Below are 20,100 nucleotides of genomic sequence, written 5' to 3'. Positions count from 1 at the left end.
TACCTCTTCTCAATTAATCGTAGCTATCGTCTGTGCCACTCTGCGCGATCGCTGCCGTAAATGCCAGTTGAGCAAATTCTTACATTGCCAGCTTTCTGCGCTTTCCTATCCGTCGAACTCACGTTAAATTAATTAGTGACCTAATCCCGGAAGCAAAACCGGGTGGACGAAAGGGTGAAGTCGATATGTGGCAAGTCCTCAACGCGATTTTCTACATTTTGCTAGAAGGAGTCAGATGGCGATAAGCCTTCGATAATCAGTGACATCGAAAAAGTTTTTACCAAAAAGCTAGGATTTTTGCCGGATCAAGAAAACCGAGTTCTTAATTTTGGATAAAGTCGAGCTTAGGAGAAATTGAAGATTCTAGTGCAGCAGAACCATTAATTAAAGCATTGATGAGAATAAAAAAGTCAGACAGACGGCAAGAAAAGCCCTTTTAAAAATAATTTCAAAGTTTCCAGTTAGTATGATAGGTTCATATTTCGGTATTAGTGGGATAGGTTTGAAAGAAAAGTCCGCTTTTAATTTTATTGCGATTGGTGAAGATAGTTAAGTAGAAAAGTTTTCCTAAATTTGATATAGCGATCGCCCACTACCAAAGAAGTAAATTGCATTTACTCAAGTGTGGGCGATTCATTTTACAAAGGATTAACTAAACCACAGCAGATACTTGCTGCTTAAAGAAAGCTTGTAACACTCTCTCTGCTATTTGATGGCTAGTTAAACCTAGTTCTGTCTTAGATTCATTGGGTTCAGCATGATCTACTAATACATCTGGTACACCGAATCGCTTGACAGGAACAAGAATATCTGCATCTAGTAAAGCTTCAGCGATCGCACTACCAAAGCCACCCATGACACAGCCTTCTTCTAAGGTGACAACGCGGCCGATTTTCTTAGCTAAAGGTAAAATCAACTCGGTATCCAAGGGCTTAACAAAACGTGCATTGATTACAGTTGCTTCAATGCCGTGTTCGCTGAGAATTTCAGCAGCTTGCATCCCTGGATAAACCATTGTGCCATAGCCGACGATTAACACGTCATCGCCTGTACGCAGAATTTCCCCTTTGCCAATTTCCAAAGGTTCCCAACCTTCTTCCATCAGGGGGACACCGTAGCCATTGCCACGAGGATAGCGCATAGCGATCGGGCCACTGGTATGGTTAACGCCAGTTACTACCATGCTTTGCAATTCTGCTTCGTCTTTGGGTGCCATTATTACCATGTTGGGAATGCAACGCAGATAAGCGATGTCATACATACCTTGGTGGGTGGGGCCATCAGATCCGACAATTCCTGCCCTATCCAAACAGAAGAATACTGGCAGATTTTGGATGCAGACATCGTGAATTATCTGGTCATAAGCGCGTTGCAGGAAGGTAGAATAAATGGCGGCTACGGGGCGCATCCCTTGAGTTGCAAGTCCTGCTGCTAGAGTGATAGCGTGTTGTTCAGCAATGCCGACATCAATATATTGATTGGGCAGTTTTGCTTGAAGTTTATCTAAGCCTGTCCCCGTTGCCATCGCCGCAGTAATCCCAACGATTTTGGGGTTTTGTTCGGCAAGTTTCACCAGAGTGTGAGAAAAAACTTTGGCATAAGCCGGGGGTTTAGGTTTACTGGAAGGAATGGCTTTGCCAGTTGCTACGTTGAAGGGGCTTTGGGCATGGTAGCCAACTTGATCTAGTTCGGCAATTTCATAACCTTTGCCTTTGACTGTTGCTACATGTACCAAAACTGGGCCTGGTATCTGATGTGCTTGTTGGAAGGTGGCAATCAATTCTTCGAGATTATGCCCATCTACTGGCCCAATGTAGGTAAAGCCGAGTTCTTCAAAAACTGCACCTACCTTGGGAACAGCCAAGCGTTTCATACCTTCTTTGATGCGTCCGAGTTCGGGGGACAACGATTCACCCACGAAGGGAATTTGCTTAAATTGTTCTTCAAGATTATCTTTAATAAATTGCACCGGTTGGCTGAGGCGCATTTTGTTCAGATAGCGGGGAATCGCGCCCACGTTGCGAGATATAGACATGTCGTTGTCGTTGAGAACAACCAACAGGTTAGTTTTCGGCAAGTGTCCGGCATGGTTGATGGCTTCTAAAGCCATACCCCCAGTCAGCGCCCCATCCCCAATCACAGCAACGGCTTTAAATTTTTCTCCTTTTAAATCTCGTGCTAAAGCCATGCCTAATGCTGCTGAAATACTTGTAGAAGCATGTCCAGCCCCAAAGTGGTCAAACTTGTTTTCACAGAGTTTGAGATAACCTGCAACTCCGTCTTTTTGTCTGAGGGTGTGGAAGCGATCGTAGCGTCCTGTAAGCAGTTTATGGGGATAAGCCTGGTGTCCTACATCCCAAATCACTTTATCCCGATCTAAATCCAGTGTCTGGTAAAGTCCTAGTGTTAATTCTACAACACCCAACCCTGGCCCCAAGTGTCCACCATTAACTGCTACGGTTTGGAGATGCTTATCTCGAATCTGACGGGCAATCTGTTGCAGTTGGCGAACAGATAAACCGTGCAACTGATTAGGATGGGTGATTTCGCTCAGATGCATATTATAGGGTTTTCCTCTCTAACTTCAGGTTTTCGGTATTTTGATTTTCCCACGGTCGGGTTGTTCACATAATCAGACTCTTATTATTGTTACTAAGTTGTAGTGGAAAGTATAACTTCGTAATTGATAATGGTGAAAAATTTGTTAACCGTTAACAATTCGTCCTAACAAGGTTGAAATCAGCTAAAGTCACAGCACATTTGTCAATAAGTGATGCTACTTAAAGATAGTTTTTAGTTCGTATCAAAAATAAGTGTTCCAGCAGCAGTTTGCGGAAATTCCTTAACTAGATCGCTTGCTTTAGCTAAACTCAGTATTTCTTTAGTAAAATAATCTTTCTAAATTAATAATTATAAAATTCTGTCTTACTTCTGAGATAACTAGCAAATCACATGCCGATTAGAATCACAGCACAAAGTTTATAAATTACAGCATTTTTCAGGTATTTAGACCACAGATGAGAGGGGAGTAGGGAGTGGTGTAGTTCAATTACTTGAAAAGCGGTGTAATCTGTGCAATAAATTTAGACTTTCTTAAATTATTTGTAAACAGCAAGATTCCCGACTTTTGTAAGAAGTCGGGAATCTAAGCCTTTCGATTTGAACCAAATCAAATAGGATTACTATTTACCAAAAGCATCCTTGATGTTATCAACAGTGCGTTCAACAACATTCTTTGTGTTGTCTACTGCTTCTTTAGTCCGAGCGGCATCTTCGTTTGCTCTTTTTTGAATTGTAGCCGCATCTCTCTTTGCTTTGCGCTCAACAAAACTGCCATTGTCTGTTGCTTGATCAACTTTACTGGCGTTGCTCTTGGCAGCTTCCTTAACTTTATCTTTCGTATCTTCGATGAAATTTTTGGCTCGTCCAGCATCTTTACTGGTTTTTTCTTGAACTTTATCCCCTGCGTCTGTTGATGCGATCAAGGTTGCAGTAGGAGCAGCTATTGCTGAAGTGTTCGATAAAAATGCACCTTGCCAAACGAAAGCGATCGCTAACATACAAAACACTAACATACAAAACAGTGTTGTAGCCATCCAGCGTTTTACGGTAGAAAGCTGTTTTGTAACATAATTCAATTTCATAGAATACAATCTCATGTGACTTAGTATACTACTTCTACTTCATTTGGCTTATTTGCCATATCGTTCCCTAGATATAATTTCTTGCGTCATTAGTAATGAAATGAATTCACTATTTTGATAGATTGAATTTTGAGTAAAGATTTTTTTGCTGCTAATTAAACAATTCACAAATTTTGGGCATGAGTGTAGACGCGTAGCGGCTTGTCGTTAGACATCGCGCTTAGAGGAAAGTTAGCGATCGCTGTTCAGTTAATTAACTTGCGATCGCAACGAAAAAATCGCATTGTCAGCCGGAACAATGCGATTGTTAGTCGAAACAATCGCATTGTCAGCCGGAACAATCGCATTGTCAGCCGGAACAATCGCATTGTTAGTCGAAACAATCGCATTGTCAGCCGAAACAATCGCATTGTCAGTCGAAACAATGCCATTGCAGGAGGTTGCATTAGATAACGTGGCGATGCAATTACTAAATCGCAAAATGCTTTACTGTTGGATTATCGTGTGAACTTTCTCCACAGACAACATTAACAAAGCATCGCGCTGACATCAATTGCTGGATGCGCTGTGGCTCCTCTCCCAGCCAATCTGGATTTTGGGCAATGCTATCGAAAATTGATAAAGAATTGAGGGCACAGCAATGCTGTGCCCCTACAACATATTTGGTTCAAATTAATGAAAACTGTTGTAAAACATTAACAATTATTTACCACTATAAAAGAAGGCAATTTCTTTTTCTTTTAGAGGTGCGAAACCAGCATCTACAAGTAATTGGTCTAGTTCTGCTTGGGGAATGTGTTTTGCACCAATTCGCACAATGCGCGATCGCATAGTATTAGATACGCCACTGCGCTGTCTATTGGCTTCTAGCGCCATAACTTTACCATAAAGTTCTAGCTTGGCAGTTGGAATGGGAGAACCATCAAAATCAATTCCCTGTGCGATCGCTTCATCAATAGCATCAGCACCTGTGGTGGTTTGATTTCCTGGGTTAGTTTCGGTAGGCATGGTGATTCACTCTTCTTCGTTATGGGTAGATAGATTTTACCAGTCTTACTGACACCAAACCTGCCTACTGGCTTTTTTGCTGCCGAGGATTAATTGCAATTCTTTGCGTCTTTGCGTAAGAAATTTATTTTGATCAGCTAGTACAGCAGGGGATAAATCTAGCTACCATCTCAATTAACAAGACTTGGGGTTTAAGCCCCTTGTTAAAGGTAGGCAAATTACCACCACAGTTTACTAAGCTGTTCCACATTTAAATTGCATAAGCTGTTGGACATTCAACTTGCATATTACTTAAGATTAAAACTCTTGTGGGGTGGGCATCTTGCCCGCCCAGATTATGCAATCTTGCCCGCCCAGATTATGCAAATTAAAAGTGTATTAGCTTAACTAAGGCGGGCTTTTCGACCCACCTCACAAGAGTTATGTTTAACGTTAGTTCGACGGATAGGAAAGCGTAAAAAGCTTGCTATGTATGAATTTGCTCAACTGGGCATACAAAAAGGCGATGCCTGCGGCGGGCTACGCCTACGCGACGATTGATTGAGAATCGGTAAAAAAGTGACAAAAAATGCCGAGACTAAGAACAGAGATTTTTTCACTAATACTGCGGTCGGTGGCAGTGATGGTACATCCAAAGGTAGGGCTAGAGGAACCATTCAAATTGACGGCAAAACAGCAGATGGGGATACGCCTCTGAAGGTCGCAATGGTCAATGGGCAGTCAGTACGAAACCGTTTCAATTCGGTACTACCCGTGCCTATAACAATCCCAGAAGGTAATTTTTTTACCATTACTAAACAAAAAGCATATTACAAGGAAACTTTCTATAGCAATTCTAAATCATTTGCGAACAAGGCATAAGAGGCTAAACAAAATTAATTACATAACAGCACTTCCCGAATGGGTTTATCAGAGGTGATAACAATCGCGATTCGGTTATGCAAATTAGATGTTTTTCAGCTTAGTCAACAGACTAATCACGAGCTTGTCGCGTCACCGAACCCCCAACAAACGCCCCTAAGACTGTGCCTGTCCATAGTCCTGTTGTGCTACCTTGCCATATTGCTCCTGGTGTCATCCAAGCGTTGCACATCTCCTTTAAACCCCAAGGTTGATTTTGGCACTTTTGGCTATGCAGCATTATGGTAATTTGCCCACTGGTGTAACCACCAAAAAAACCTGATGACAGCGCCAAAAAAGTGCAAATTAAAATTCTATTTTTAGTCATTAGTCATTAGTCATTAGTCATTAGTCATTGGTCATTGGGCATTGGTCAATTTCTTCCCCTGCTCCCCCTGCTCCCTCATCCCCCATTCCCCACTCCCCACTCCCCATTCCCCATTCTCAATCAACCTGTATTTCTCATCCCGGCTGCAATACCATTAATAGTTAACAATGCTCCTCGTAGTAACTCGCCTTTGCTGTAACGAGAGTGAATGACTCCAGAAGTAGCAGTAGTATTTAGGGACTGACGTAGACGCTTGAGCAGTGAAACTTGGATAAATCCCAAGGGTACAATTGTGCCATTGCGTAACTGCACAGATCGTTGTAAGACAGGATCACCATCTAAGAGTCGATTGTGATCGGTGATTTTTAATACCAAATCTCTTGTGAGATAGAACTCACTAGCAATTTGGTCAAAAACTTTGGCAAAACGAAGTTGATCTTCTGGTTTTGATAATTCCTGGACGTAGTGATGTGCCATTTGCATATCTACTTTTGCCAAGGTCATCTCAGCTTTAGAAATCACCATCTTGAAGAACGGCCATTTAACGTAAAAGTAGCGCAGCAATTTCAAGTGTTCTTCTGGTTCTTCGTTCAAGAATTCTTGTAAAGCTGTGCCAACGCCGTACCAGGAAGGAAGTAAAAAGCGAGTTTGTGTCCAGCTAAAGACCCAAGGAATAGCTCGCAGACTACTTAAATCTTTCTTACCAGATGGACGGCGGGCTGGACGGGAACTAATTTGCAACTGGCTAATTTCTTCAATTGGAGTTACTTCGTGGAAGAAGTCAACAAAATCAGGCTGTTCGTAGATTAAAGCACGATAATGTTGACGCGATCGCACTGCTAACTCTTCCATAATCTCATTCCAGGGTTCAATATCATCAAACCCTGTCCGCAACAGGCTAGCTTGAATCACAGCAGTGGTAATGGTTTCCATGTGGTATAATGCCAAGTCCAACAAGGAGTATTTAGAAGCCAAAACTTCTCCTTGTTCGGTAATCTTGATTCGCCCATTGATACTATGACCCGGTTGAGCCAAAATCGCCTCGTAAGCAGGGCCCCCACCTCGTCCCACAGAACCGCCGCGTCCGTGGAAAATCCGCAAATTTATATCGTAGTTTTCTGCTATTTGTTGCAGTGATTTTTGAGCTTTATGAATTTCCCAGTTGCTGCTTAAAAAACCAGAGTCTTTGTTGCTATCAGAATACCCCAGCATCACTTCTTGTAAGTTTGGGGGGAGGGGGGAGGAGGGGGCAGGGGAGGCAGGGGAGGCAGGGGGAGCAGGGGAGGATGAATTTTCATCCACAACAGTTTCTGTTTTTGTTTGTTCGTAGCCGCCAGCTAATAAAGCGCGATATAACGGGAGTTCAAACAGTTTTCGCATGACGCTTCTGGAGCGTTGTAAGTCTTCTACTGTCTCAAATAAGGGGACAACTTGAATTGTTCCGACAGCAATGGCGGGGTCAAAAAGTCTGGCTTCTTTGGCTAAAAGCAATACTTCCAGCACGTCGCTCACGTCGCGGCACATGCTGATAATGTAAGTTTGGCAGATGTTAAGACCAAATTCTTGTTGGAGCGATCGCACGACGCGAAAGGTTTCAATTACATCGTTGGTTTTTTCAGAAAATGGCAATTCTGCCGGAATTAATGGCCTTCGGGTTTGCAGTTCTCCTGTGAGCCAAGCGACTCTTTGCTCCTCGGATAGTTCGTTGTAAGGTTGAGGTAATATTTGCAGGTATTCCAGTATCTCATTGAGCGCATCGGCATGGCGGGATGATTCTTGGCGAATATCTAGCTGTGTCAAGTTAAAACCAAAAATTTCTACCTGACAGATCAGATTTTCTAATTCTCGACAGCTTAAACCTGTTTCTGTTAAGTTGCGCTGAATCATCCGCAGTTCTGCTAAAAAATCGTCTCCCGAAAGATACAGGGGGCTATCTTGATTTTTTGGCGTTTCCCGATTGTACAAAGCTAGATTGCGATCGCGAGTATTTTCTAGCCGTTTCAGCACATAAGCCAGTTTGAGCCGATATGGTTCTTGTCGATAACGCAACGCCAGTGCGTCATATACCTCACTCAACTGGGACTGATCTAACTCTAGAGATTCCAGTAAATCTGGTAAGACATCACTCCAGTGCATAGACACACTCAATAATTCAATCAGATTTTTCACTGACTGAATATATCTCCCTAGTACCATTTTGCGCTGATAGCAAGCTGTTTTCCAGGTAATTTCTGGTGTGACTGATGGGTTCCCATCCCTGTCCGAGCCTACCCAGGAACCGAAAGAGCAAAAGTTTTTACTCGGTGGTTCTAGCCAAGGAAAGGTGTTGGATAACGTGTGTTTGAAACGTTTATAAAGTTGAGGAATGCCATCAAATAAAACTTCTTGGAAGTAGTGTAGAGCATAATCTACTTCATCTAGCACAGTGGGTTTGAACTGGTGAAGTTCGTCTGTACGCCACCACAGGCGAATTTCTTCGAGCAATTGTTCGCGCACATCTGCTGCTTCCCAAGCATATCCCCCAGCTATAGCACCAGAATGGTTTTCCAAGGCATCGAGTTTTTGCAAAAGTTGTACCACCTGGCGCTGCTTATCCCGGATGGTATGACGAACAATTTCCGTCGGGTGCGCTGTGAAAACTAAGCGCACATCCAGATGTGCAATTAGACGTTGAATTTGCTGGGGTGGTACATTCAGTTTGAATAAATAGGGAAACAAGGCAGCAAAAGTACCTTTTGGTTTGACTTGCGCTTTTTCTAGATAATTCTTTCTGAGCAACTCTGCTGCTATTCCCCTGCTAACAGGCGCGTCATCTTCTCTTTGATTTGAAGAATAGTTGACATTGGATGCTCTTTCTGCATCTGTAGCCTCTATTTCTGCCTCATAGCGACTCAATTGCTGCCGTTGTTCGTATTCCTGCTCTATGATGTTAATCAACTGAAAATATAGAGCGAAAGCACGAGCTGCGCGAATTGCTTCGTTGATATTTAGTTGTTCAATCAATTTTACGGCTGAGGATGCTTGGTCATTTGTTGCTTGCCCTTCTGGGGAACACAAATCGCGCAACTGCCGCAACAAGTCTACCATGTTTTGACCGCATTCTTGCCTCAGAACTGACTCCCACAATTCTTCCACTACCTGGAGACGATGACGCAAAAATAATTCCGACACTGGGTATATATCAGCAGTTTGAGATGAAGAGTATAAAAGGGAACCCATATTCTCTATTCTTGTAAAGCTATCTTTGTGTTTACGCTTCTAGGTTTCGCACTTAATGCTCACCAGGTTGTTCCTGAGCAAATAATTATTTGGTGTATATTTTTTAAGTTTGATTAGTTTCGTGATCCTCTGGGAAGTCGAGGTTAGGTAGGCGATCGCCTCGCAATAATTCTTCACTGGCTTCCCCTATGGCTTCTAATGCTCTTACTGTAGTTTTTCCGGTAATGAGCAGCAGTAATATAGACGCTGTACCTATTTGTAAAAGGAAAGATTGGGGAATGCTAAAGAAATCCAGATTGGATGCAGGGTTAGTTGAGGGTTGTTGGTTGGCAGGAGGCATTGCTAATTCTTGGTTATGGGAATATGAGTAGAGACGCGATTAATCGCGTCTGTACAGGAATTAAGAGTAGAGACACGATTAATCGCGTCTGTACAGGAATTAAGAGTAGAGACGCGATTAATCGCGTCTGTACAGGAGTTAAGATGACTCCAACAATAAAAGCATGGAGTTGAAATGGGATAAGCTTGTTGTTTGTTTCGCCCATCAGGGGCGTTACGCGAATCAAGCTTTAAACGACAAGTGATCAGCCAGTCATATAGAATTATTCTGACTCCTAGCTCCTAACTTCTGAATTCTGACTCCCTATTAGTAAAATAAACGCAAAACTCAACATTAGTCAGACTTGCAACCTGTACAAGACTATCTTGGCCGATTTTATGAGCTACGAAGGTAACAAAATTGTTAAAAAAAACCGTCAGAGTGTGATAGACCTATGGTTCTAGTTTACAAGTGCAGGCACTATACCCCAACAATCGCTTCTTGTAAAGTTAACTGAGCATGAAAACAGTATTACCAGATCGCCAGCAATCCTTAGTGCAGTGGGTAAGCCAAGCAACAGGGATCAACACTTTCGGGGTGAAAGTCCAGTTACGGGGAAATAACCTTCATATTCTTTGTGAAGGTACAGAATGTCCGCAGCGTTGGCATACTTTGTCTGACTTGCTGCAAGCACTACAGCAGACAGACTTGGATATTCTCACAAGTAACGAACAACCTTCAATATATCAAGTATTTGTCTATGGCCGAAGGAAAGGGGAACAGCGCCCCAAATGGTGTCATCGGGTTTACTTGAATCAAATAGATAAGCATCTGGAGCAGGTAGAGCAAGCGCTGCTAGAAGATTCGGAAAAATCAAAACAGTTCGCTGGGGCGCTGATTGTCTCTAACGAAAGTTTGGCACGCCAAGGCAACCCAGAAGCCATTGCTCGATATCTCAGCGAAACTCTGAGTACGTTAGGTGTATCAGTACAGGCCAAGATTAAGCCATATAAGCCAAAGAACTCTCAGCCGGAAGAAGATCGCCTGTGGGTATTCTGCCAGTCGAGCTATAGCCCTGATGCATCATTGCTTGCTGAACCGATAGCACAAAAGTTGCGTTATCTCAAGCTTACCGGCTACCAAGATGCAGTAATTGTTTCCCAGGTGAGCGGCGAAACTGCCCCTGATTGGCTGCTGCGGGTGGATTTGACGCCACCAGAAGTAATGCTGAAGGAATGGGCGCGTTGGGGGGATATACAAGCGATCGCGCGATTATTAACTGAGGTATTGTCAGGCTTAAAAGTTGCTGTCCAAGCTTTTCTTAAAGAATCAACGCTACATATCTTTTGTAGCGCAGCTTTTGATCCTTTAGGAACTGCGCCAATCCCCGACAAGGAAGTATGCTTAGAGGCGATTTTACCGCAGCTAGAAGCGATCGCACCTCAAGGCATTCTTGCCGCTACCATATACGGACAAAAAGCAGGCGACAATGAACCAACTTGGATTGATTGGCTAGCTTTACCTGCTACAAAATATCCCGCCTTTGCCACATCAGCGCTAGATTTGGCGAATACTGGTGATGAACCAGCCATCATATTTTTACTAGAGCGTTTACTCAATCCTGACCTGGATTGGCGTCTATTGACAGGTGGAGTTCGCGTACTTCTACTGAACAAAAATGGTTTATTGCACATCATGTGTGATGCACCTGTTTGTCCAGGGCGTCAACAAGTAGCAACTAAAGTTACGCAGTTTATCCGCCAGTTAAAAATTCCCGGTATTATGGGGGTACGTGTCTACGGGCGCCGGGCTGGGAATAAAGAACCTTTTTGGCATTATGGCGTTGATATTGAGCATCGCCAACGTTTAGTACCAGAAGCAACCCCAGAATTTGCTGCTACTTCTAAATACGTTAAGGATCTGGTAACCTCTGAGACTAGTGAGCCAATTTTGCGCCCCGACTTAACGACAGAAGAAGTTCAAAGTTTTGTGACAGAAGTTGCGCGAGATTGGATAGCAACGGCGAGTACAACCGCGAAAAAATTCCTGTTACAAAGCCAGCTATTTACCGAAAGCGCCCAGTCAGCAGAACAAAACCCTGATGTTCAAGGACTTAAGGTTGCTTTAGTTTGGGGGACACTGGGATTATTACTTACCCTTCAAACTGATTGGGTGTTGGGTCTAATTATTGCAAGTACTACGCCTTCGCCAAAAGTAGCCAGTGTCTTGCCTTCATCATCTTCTGGACAAAAGGCATCTTTAATATCTGGGAAAACTCAGAGAGAGAAAACGACATTTTTTACCAGCACTTCCAAAACAAAATCTTCTCCAAATCAGAGTTCTGTATTTAATGCTTCGGAGTTTACCCAAAGTGATGATACCCCGACAAATAATTTGGCAGCCGCACCACTGAAAGAAAAAGCAACCGCTACTGCTATTCTTTTAGCAGCGCGATCGCAGATGCCAAGTTTCAATGTTAGGCAGTTAGACGAACAACTAGCATTGTATAAACAGCGTTTGGCTAGAACTGGTAATGCTCCAGATGTGTTGATTATTGGCTCCTCCCGCGCCCTAAGAGGAATAGATCCAGCAGCACTTTCTAAAGCTTTAGCGACTCAAGGCTATCCAAATATTGACGTGTTTAACTTTGGGATCAACGGTGCTACCGCACAAGTTGTAGACTTTGTGATTCGCCACGTACTAGAAGCATCAGAACTGCCTAAAATAATTCTCTGGGCAGATGGGGCCCGTGCTTTCAACGGTGGACGCGAGGATATTACCTTTAAATCCATCGTGGCATCGGCTGGTTATAAACAAGCATTCCAAAAAGCCCCAACAACTGCCAATAGCAGCGATTTGCCCGAAAATCAGGTAAATTCTGGAGAAAAAAAGATAAAAGAAGAAAAACCGGAGATTAGCGCCTATGAAGCTGTTAATCAATCGTTAAATCAGGCTCTAGCATTTCTTTCTGCTAGCTATCAAAACCGTGACCAAATAAAAAGTGTACTGCAAAAACAACTGCTTATAATTGGTCGCAATCAGACAGTTGGCTCACAAAGACAGCTAACAGACGGTACTTCAGATGAAAGTACTTCCCAGCAAGCAGTTGATTTTGATGGCTTTCTACCTTTGTCTATTCGCTTCAATCCTGCTAGATACTATCAAAAACATTCTAGAGTTCCCGGAAATTACGACAACGACTATAAATTTTTCCAAATAGAAGGACAGCAAGATGCTGCCTTTCAAGAAGTGCTTCAGTTTGCCCAGTCTCAGAAAATTTCCTTAGTGTTTGTCAACATGCCTCTGACGGGAGATTATTTAGATCCAGTGCGTAAACAACATGAGCAAGAATTTCAGGAATATATGTTGCGTCTAGCTACTAGCCCCAACTTTATTTATCGAGATTTGAGCCAACAGTGGCCAAAAGCAAATGACTACTTTTCTGATCCCAGCCACCTCAACCGCTTTGGAGCATACGAAGTCTCCAAAAAGCTGGCTAATGATCCGATGATTCCTTGGCCAGTGAAGTAGGGAATGGGGAGTGGGGAGTCGGGAGTGGGGAAGAAGCAGGGGGCAGTTCTTGCTGGGGGCAAGGGGGAGAATAAAAATTACCTCTTTCCCCTCTGCTCCCAGCAAGAACTGCCCTTCTGCCTCTTCCTCATGCCCAATAACAAATAACTAATGACTAAGAAATGAACTTTATATCAATTTTTTATGGGCTGTTCTTATTGAGTGTGTTAGGAATTTATTGGTCTTTAGCACAACAGAAACTCCGATTGTGGACGTTGCTAATTGCCAGCTTGGTTTTCTACGCATCTTTGCACATCCAGTACATACCATTACTATTAGCATTGACGTATATTAATTTCCGTGTGGGGCTAGAGATTGGTAAAAATACCTCGCCAGGAAAACATTCTCTCGACTGGCAAATTTCTAATGAAGAGTGGCAATTTGCCCAAGGTGACTGGAATCGCCGTCGTCTAAAACTTTTGTGGATAGGGATAATTCTAAATGTTTTACTGTTATTAGGTTATAAATATTTTACCCCTTTATTCAAGTTTGTTTTTTATGTGGAAACAAACTCACCAGATAGCTCTTTTAAGTTAATTGCACCCTTGGGTATTTCATTTTTTACCTTTGAATGCATTGCCTATTTAATAGATGTCTATCGTGGTGCCCCTGCTACTGAGCAGTTTCTTAAATTTGCCACCTACAAATTATTCTTCGTCAAACTGATTTCAGGCCCGATTACGCGCTACCACAACTTAGCAAATCAATTCAATACACTAGACTTACCCAATAGCGATAGAGTCGCCCAGGCGCTGTGGTTAATTGCTAGAGGCGCAGTCAAAAAAGGTATTTTTGCAGATCACCTTGGTATTTTCGTCGATTTATGTTTTGGTAACCTACAACGGGCGGGTAGTACCGATTTGTGGTTAGCTACATTCGCCTACGGTTTGCAGTTATATCTAGATTTCAACGGTTACGTAGATATTGCCCGTGGTAGTGCTTTGCTTTTCGGCTTAGTTCTACCTGAGAATTTCGATTTTCCCTATTTCAGCACCAATATTTCAGAATTTTGGCGGCGCTGGCATATCACTCTAGGAGATTGGCTACGTAACTATGTCTACTTTCCTTTGGGTGGTTCCCGTCGGGGTTTAGTCCGTACCTGCTGGAATTTATTTATTGTGATGCTAATCGCTGGTATCTGGCACGGTGCTGCCTTGGGTTATCTAGTTTGGGGCATATTCCACGGTTTAGCCTTGGTGGTTCATCGACTTACAGATACTATGAGCGATCGCTTTGAAAATTTAGAACAATTCTGGCAAAATCCTCTAGGTATCTTTGTTGCTTGGTTATTAACCCAACTGATGGTTTTTACCTCTTGGATTTGGTTCCGCCTACCTAATCTCCAAGACTCTTCTTTGGTAATTCGGCATCTTTGGGGTTATCCGGCTGACGCCCAGTTTGCTCAAAAGGTTTATGTGGATGCCTTAAATATGAGCCAATACCAACTCAGTTGGGTACTTCTAGCTTTAGCTGCCTTTATGGCTGTAGTTTATGCCTTCAACCGAATACTGAAGTTAGAGTTGAACTGGCCCCTTAAGCTTGTCTTTGTCCCCCTATGTTTCTACGCTGTTTGGTTATTTGCTCCTGAAGGCAGTTTGCCCTACATCTACTTTGATTTTTAATAAAACATTACACAATGTACAACTTATTATTTCGTTACAAATCAACAAAACTTAAAATTTTTGCAACAGTCTATTTGTAAAGGAATGTAAAGACAATTAACTAGGCGATCGCGTCATTGAAAGTTATAGCTAGTTTGGTGTTGAAACGCCTTATAACCCCTTAATCTACTACTTTTATCACTATTGTTTATAGTAGGAAAACTTTACAGTTCGATGAGCTTGTTAAAGAATTATGTTACAGAATATTAAGCTAGATATTGTGTGCAAGTAAATTCATGTAGACTGTATTTCAACAGGCAAAAAATAAATCTGCTTGTTCCATATTTAACAACCCATAGCAATTATAAAACAATGACCACAACCTTACAACGGCGCTCTGACGCTAACGTATGGGATCGCTTTTGCGAGTGGATCACCAGCACTGACAACCGTATATATATCGGTTGGTTTGGTGTACTAATGATCCCAACCCTGCTAGCTGCTACTGTTTGCTTCGTAATCGCCTTCATCGCAGCACCTCCAGTAGACATCGACGGTATCCGTGAACCAGTAGCAGGTTCTTTGATCTACGGAAACAACATCATCTCTGGTGCAGTTGTTCCTTCCTCCAACGCTATTGGCTTGCACTTCTACCCCATTTGGGAAGCAGCTTCCTTAGATGAGTGGTTGTACAACGGTGGCCCTTACCAATTGGTAGTTTTCCACTTCTTGATCGGTTGCGCTTGCTACCTGGGTCGTCAGTGGGAACTTTCTTACCGCTTAGGTATGCGTCCTTGGATCTGCGTAGCTTACAGCGCACCTCTAGCTTCTGCCGCCGCAGTGTTATTGATCTACCCAATCGGTCAAGGTTCTTTCTCTGATGGTATGCCTTTGGGTATCTCCGGAACCTTCAACTTCATGATTGTGTTCCAAGCAGAACATAACATCTTGATGCACCCCTTCCACATGCTAGGTGTGGCTGGTGTATTCGGCGGTTCATTGTTCTCTGCAATGCACGGTTCCTTGGTTACCTCCTCTTTGGTGCGTGAAACCACCGAAACCGAATCACTAAACTACGGTTACAAATTCGGTCAAGAAGAAGAAACCTACAACATCGTTGCAGCCCACGGCTACTTCGGTCGTTTGATCTTCCAATACGCTTCCTTCAACAACAGCCGTTCACTGCACTTCTTCCTCGCAGCGTGGCCTGTCGTCGGTATCTGGTTCACCGCTTTAGGTGTCAGCACGATGGCATTCAACTTGAACGGTTTCAACTTCAACCAATCAGTAATTGACTCCCAAGGTCGCGTTATCAGCACCTGGGCAGACGTAATCAACCGCGCTAACTTGGGTATGGAAGTAATGCACGAGCGTAACGCTCACAACTTCCCCCTAGACTTAGCCGCTGGTGAAGTTACTCCTGTAGCTCTGACTGCTCCTGCTATCAACGGTTAATTCTGAAGATTTAGCTAAATAAAAAGCGCCCTCCAGAAATGGGGGGCGCTTTTTTTGTTAGATTCAAGCTACAACTCCTACGGATGAGGAATCAGGTAATGGCTGCTTCTGTGGAACATGGCTTAAATAATAGCGCTTTTATCCCTCCCTTAGAAAGTGGCGATCGCTTAACCCGCCACGAATTCGAGCGTCGGTATATAGCAATGCCCAATAAAAAAGCAGAATTAATTGAAGGAGTCGTCTACGTGGCATCACCCCTGCGTTTTAGAAGTCATGGTTTACCTCATGGAAACTTAATTGTCTGGTTAGGAAATTACAAAGTTTCCACCCCAGGCGTAGAACTAGGTGATAATGCTACCGTGCGCTTGGATTTAGACAATGAACCACAGCCTGATGTTTTGCTGTTGATAGATAAACCAGTCAGGGGACAGGCACAAATAAGTGAAGATGATTACGTAGAAGGCGCACCGGAATTAGTAGCAGAAGTAGCAGCCAGTAGTGCATCGATTGATTTGTACGACAAAAAACGCGCCTATCGTCGCAACGGAGTGCAGGAATATATCGTCTGGCAGACTTTAGAGAATAAACTCGACTGGTTCTGTTTGCAAAATGGTGAATATTTACCACTTGTGGCGGATGCAGATGGTGTGATTAAAAGTAAGGTATTTCCAGGTTTGTGGTTAGCTGTCACCTCACTAATCACAGGAGATATGACGAAAGTTTTAGCAGTACTGCAACAAGGGTTAAATTCAAAAGAACACGCTGAGTTTGTTGAGGGTTTAACTTAGCAAAACTTAAAAATAATGTCTTGAAAAATACAAATTATTAATGTAAAACGTGATATTAGGAGCCGGGAAAGTTTTCCCTTTTTTCAGACAGTCTCCCTTGGGAAATTAGTTAACAGCATTTTTGGCGTGAGGTAATTTTAGAGAGTCCCGGCGATTAGGGGGAAGGTATTGGGCGAAAGTCTTTGAAAACAGTTTAATTCTCAATTATTAAAAATTGGGAAACTTTGTTGTCAGCGATTTATAAACAACACAGTTATGACCACAACTCTAGGAAGAAGCGAAAGCGGTAACCTGTGGGATCGTTTCTGTCAATGGATTACTAGCACCGACAATCGGCTTTATATCGGCTGGTTCGGCGTTTTAATGATTCCTACCCTATTAACCGCTACCATCTGTTTCATTATTGCCTTTATTGCTGCACCACCCGTAGATATTGACGGGATTCGGGAGCCAGTTTCTGGTTCTTTATTGTACGGCAATAACATCATCACTGGTGCTGTTGTACCCACATCTAACGCCATTGGTTTGCACTTCTACCCTATTTGGGAAGCTGCTTCAATGGATGAATGGCTCTATAACGGCGGCCCTTATCAGCTGATTGTTTTGCACTTCCTGTTTGGGATCTTTTGCTGGCTTGGTCGGCAATGGGAGTTAAGCTATCGTTTGGGGATGCGTCCCTGGATTTGTGTGGCTTACTCTGCGCCTGTAGCTGCTGCAACTTCGGTTTTCTTAATTTATCCAATTGGTCAAGGCAGCTTTTCTGATGGGATGCCTCTGGGCATTAGCGGCACTTTTAATTTCATGTTGGTATTCCAAGCCGAGCATAACATCCTTATGCACCCATTCCATGAATTAGGCGTAGCGGCGGTGTTCGGTGGTGCTTTTTTCGCAGCAATGCACGGTTCTTTGGTGACTTCCTCTTTAGTTAGAGAGACGACTGAAAGTGAATCTGTAAACTATGGGTACAAGTTTGGTCAAGAACAAGAAACCTATAGCATCGTAGCGGCTCACGGTTACTTTGGGCGGTTAATCTGGCAATATGCCAGCTTTAACAACTCGCGTTCTTTGCACTTTTTCTTGGCTGCTTGGCCTGTAGTTGGTATTTGGTTGACGGCATTGGGCATCAGTACGATGGCGTTCAACCTCAACGGGTTCAACTTTAACCAATCAATTCTTGACTCCAAAGGTCATGTAATTAATACATGGGCAGATGCGCTAAACCGCGCCAATTTGGGTATAGAAGTGATGCACGAGCGCAATGCTCACAACTTCCCCCTGGATTTGGCGGCTGGTGAGGCAGTACCTGTGGCAACGATGTCTACGACGGGCGTAGATGCAGCACCTGTAATTCACGGTTAATTGTAAGTTAAAATTCACTGCGCTCTCTGTCTAGAGGGCGCTTTTTTCATGCATGAAGCTATAGTTATACAAATATTTACACAGATAAAATATTAAAAAAATATCTGGTGTATTTGGGTACAATTACTAAATTGTTACTCATTTATATTAGTAAATGCATTGGTATAAATAAAAATAATTATCAAAACTGTAAGCAATGAGTAAACTAACTACTGAAGGTTATCCCAGAAGTTTACATACATTGTGTTTCCACAAACTACAAATCTCAGATTTTAATTTTTGTCTCAATTCAATATAAAATCTAAAACTTAAAATCTAAAATCAACATGACAGACCTAACTCCTAATTCTAGTTTTAGTTTGACACTGCGCTTGCAGATTCCCAATCGTGTAGGGATGTTAGCATCGGTAACCCAGGCGATCGCAACTACTGGCGGTAATCTCGGTCAAATTGATTTAATCGAGCAAACCCGCAAAGAATCCACCCGCGATCTGACTGTGGATGCTGCTAGTACCGAACATGCTGAAACCATTGTGCAAGCAGTAAAAGCATTGCCAGACATCAAGTTACTCAGCGTCTACGATCGCACCTTTAATTTGCATCGCGGTGGCAAAATCAGCATTACCAGCAGAATTCCCCTGAAGAGTGTGTCTGATTTAGCAATGGCTTATACACCTGGAGTTGGTCGAATTTGTACAGCGATCGCTCAAGATCCAGAGGAAGTTTATAAGTTAACCATCAAACAAAACACTGTCGCCATTGTTACCGATGGTAGTGCCGTTTTGGGATTGGGAAATCTCGGCCCAGCTGCTGCTCTCCCAGTCATGGAAGGCAAAGCAATGCTATTCAAGGAATTTGCTGGGCTAGATGCTTTTCCCATTTGTCTCGCCACCCAAGATACAGAAGAAATTATCCAGACAGTCAAGAATATCGCGCCAGTTTTTGGGGGTGTGAATTTAGAGGATATCGCTGCACCTCGCTGCTTTGAAATTGAAAGAAGATTGCGCCAAGAGTTAGATATCCCCGTTTTTCACGATGACCAGCATGGTACAGCAATTGTCACCTTGGCAGCATTGTTTAATTCTCTAAAACTGGTACATAAGTCAATGGCGGAAATCCGCATCGTGATTAATGGTGCTGGAGCGGCTGGAGTAGCGATCGCTCGGTTACTCCGGAAAGCTGGGGCAGAAAAAATCTGGATGTGCGATTCTAAAGGGATTATCTCTACTAGTCGTACCGATTTGACAGAAGAAAAACTCGAATTTGCCGTGAAAGCTCAGGGTACATTAGCGGGTGCAATGCAAGGAGCAGATGTGTTTATTGGTGTCAGCGCACCGGGGGTTTTGACACCGGAAATGGTGCATTCAATGGCGAAAGACGCAATTGTGTTTGCAATGGCAAATCCCATTCCAGAGATTCAGCCAGAATTAATCAGCAAAGATGTAGCTGTGATCGCTACCGGTCGCAGTGATTACCCGAATCAAATCAATAACGTTTTAGCTTTTCCTGGGGTATTCCGTGGTGCTTTAGATTGTCGGGCCCATACCATTACCACCACAATGTACCTAGAAGCTGCAAGTGCGATCGCTTCCTTAGTTAAGCCTTCAGACTTGGATCGGGAACATATTATTCCTTCCGTCTTTGATGAGCGCGTCGTCACTGCTGTTGCTGCTGCTGTGCAACAAGCAGCGCGTCAAGAAGGTATCGCTCGGAATTAATTAAATCATCACTCTTGGGGGATGGGCATCTCGCCATTGGTGTCAACTTAGCGTGAAACCCTTGTCAACTGGAGTTTAGACTAAGCTATACAAAATGACCCAGCAGGGCTGAGTTAATCAGAGACTTAGCAAAAGTATGAATAATCTAAGGTATTAAACAGCAACAGATGCTTCTTTACGTGGTGGAGTTA

The 20,100-nt window shown here is 43.1% G+C and carries 14 protein-coding genes and 1 pseudogene; 9 read left to right on the top strand and 6 right to left on the bottom strand.

What is annotated here, in order from left to right; all coding sequences use genetic code 11:
• Nucleotides 1–83: 83 nt before the first annotated feature.
• Nucleotides 84–242, top strand: a pseudogene (locus LC653_RS38400) (transposase); the annotation flags it as partial.
• A gap of 410 nt (nt 243–652) precedes the next feature.
• Here LC653_RS38400 and dxs read toward each other — a convergent pair.
• The gene (gene dxs / locus LC653_RS38395) at nt 653–2,560 is read right to left on the bottom strand and encodes a 1-deoxy-D-xylulose-5-phosphate synthase (RefSeq protein ID WP_100898455.1); all 1,908 of its coding nucleotides are present in this window, start codon (nt 2,558–2,560) and stop codon (nt 653–655) included.
• Between the two features lie 622 nt (nt 2,561–3,182).
• The gene (locus tag LC653_RS38390) at nt 3,183–3,644 is read right to left on the bottom strand and encodes a hypothetical protein (RefSeq protein WP_229500584.1); all 462 of its coding nucleotides are present in this window, start codon (nt 3,642–3,644) and stop codon (nt 3,183–3,185) included.
• A gap of 201 nt (nt 3,645–3,845) precedes the next feature.
• Between LC653_RS38390 and LC653_RS38385 the strand changes: the two genes are divergently transcribed.
• Nucleotides 3,846–4,097, top strand: a complete 252-nt coding sequence (locus LC653_RS38385; RefSeq protein WP_229500582.1) for a hypothetical protein — start codon at nt 3,846–3,848, stop codon at nt 4,095–4,097.
• A 249-nt stretch (nt 4,098–4,346) separates the two neighbouring features.
• Here the strand turns inward: LC653_RS38385 and LC653_RS38380 are convergent, their stop codons facing one another.
• Nucleotides 4,347–4,652, bottom strand: coding sequence for a small RNA NsiR4-regulated ssr1528 family protein (locus tag LC653_RS38380; protein WP_229500580.1), 306 nt, complete (start codon nt 4,650–4,652; stop codon nt 4,347–4,349).
• A gap of 558 nt (nt 4,653–5,210) precedes the next feature.
• On the opposite strand from LC653_RS38380, the gene LC653_RS38375 reads away from it, so the two are divergent.
• Nucleotides 5,211–5,513 (top strand): hypothetical protein, encoded by a 303-nt coding sequence (locus tag LC653_RS38375; RefSeq protein WP_229500578.1) that lies wholly within the window; start codon nt 5,211–5,213, stop codon nt 5,511–5,513.
• Nucleotides 5,514–5,625: 112 nt separating this feature from the next.
• Here LC653_RS38375 and LC653_RS38370 read toward each other — a convergent pair whose 3' ends face one another.
• The 3 genes from LC653_RS38370 to LC653_RS38360 form a co-directional block, all read right to left on the bottom strand.
• On the bottom strand, nt 5,626–5,880 hold the full coding sequence (locus tag LC653_RS38370; RefSeq protein ID WP_229500576.1) for a hypothetical protein: 255 nt from the start codon (nt 5,878–5,880) through the stop codon (nt 5,626–5,628).
• Nucleotides 5,881–6,000: 120 nt separating this feature from the next.
• Complete coding sequence (locus tag LC653_RS38365; RefSeq protein WP_229500574.1) at nt 6,001–9,099, bottom strand: phosphoenolpyruvate carboxylase; 3,099 nt, start codon at nt 9,097–9,099, stop codon at nt 6,001–6,003.
• Nucleotides 9,100–9,202: 103 nt separating this feature from the next.
• Nucleotides 9,203–9,439: a hypothetical protein gene (locus tag LC653_RS38360; protein WP_229473292.1), complete on the bottom strand. Its 237-nt coding sequence runs from the start codon at nt 9,437–9,439 to the stop codon at nt 9,203–9,205.
• Between the two features lie 498 nt (nt 9,440–9,937).
• Between LC653_RS38360 and LC653_RS38355 the strand changes: the two genes are divergently transcribed.
• The 6 genes from LC653_RS38355 (at nt 9,938) to LC653_RS38330 (ending at nt 19,909) form a co-directional block, all read left to right on the top strand.
• Entirely contained in the window at nt 9,938–12,949 is a 3,012-nt protein-coding gene (locus tag LC653_RS38355; RefSeq protein WP_229500572.1) for a D-alanyl-lipoteichoic acid biosynthesis protein DltD, read from the top strand.
• Between the two features lie 161 nt (nt 12,950–13,110).
• The gene (locus LC653_RS38350; protein ID WP_229500570.1) at nt 13,111–14,610 is read left to right on the top strand and encodes an MBOAT family O-acyltransferase; all 1,500 of its coding nucleotides are present in this window, start codon (nt 13,111–13,113) and stop codon (nt 14,608–14,610) included.
• A gap of 351 nt (nt 14,611–14,961) precedes the next feature.
• Entirely contained in the window at nt 14,962–16,044 is a 1,083-nt protein-coding gene (gene psbA, locus LC653_RS38345; protein ID WP_229500568.1) for a photosystem II q(b) protein, read from the top strand.
• Between the two features lie 98 nt (nt 16,045–16,142).
• Complete coding sequence (locus LC653_RS38340) at nt 16,143–16,832, top strand: Uma2 family endonuclease (protein ID WP_229500566.1); 690 nt, start codon at nt 16,143–16,145, stop codon at nt 16,830–16,832.
• A 255-nt stretch (nt 16,833–17,087) separates the two neighbouring features.
• Nucleotides 17,088–18,191: a photosystem II q(b) protein gene (psbA, locus tag LC653_RS38335; protein WP_229500564.1), complete on the top strand. Its 1,104-nt coding sequence runs from the start codon at nt 17,088–17,090 to the stop codon at nt 18,189–18,191.
• A 326-nt stretch (nt 18,192–18,517) separates the two neighbouring features.
• A complete protein-coding gene (locus LC653_RS38330) occupies nt 18,518–19,909 on the top strand; it encodes a malic enzyme-like NAD(P)-binding protein (protein ID WP_229500562.1) in 1,392 nt (463 codons plus the stop codon).
• Nucleotides 19,910–20,100 lie beyond the last annotated feature (191 nt).

The sequence above is a fragment of the Nostoc mirabile CHAB5784 genome (assembly GCF_020829645.1).
In the GTDB taxonomy this organism is placed as follows: Bacteria; Cyanobacteriota; Cyanobacteriia; order Cyanobacteriales; family Nostocaceae; genus Nostoc; species Nostoc mirabile.
Note: the sequence above shows the minus strand (reverse complement) of the source record. Positions and strands in the feature narration are given on the sequence as shown.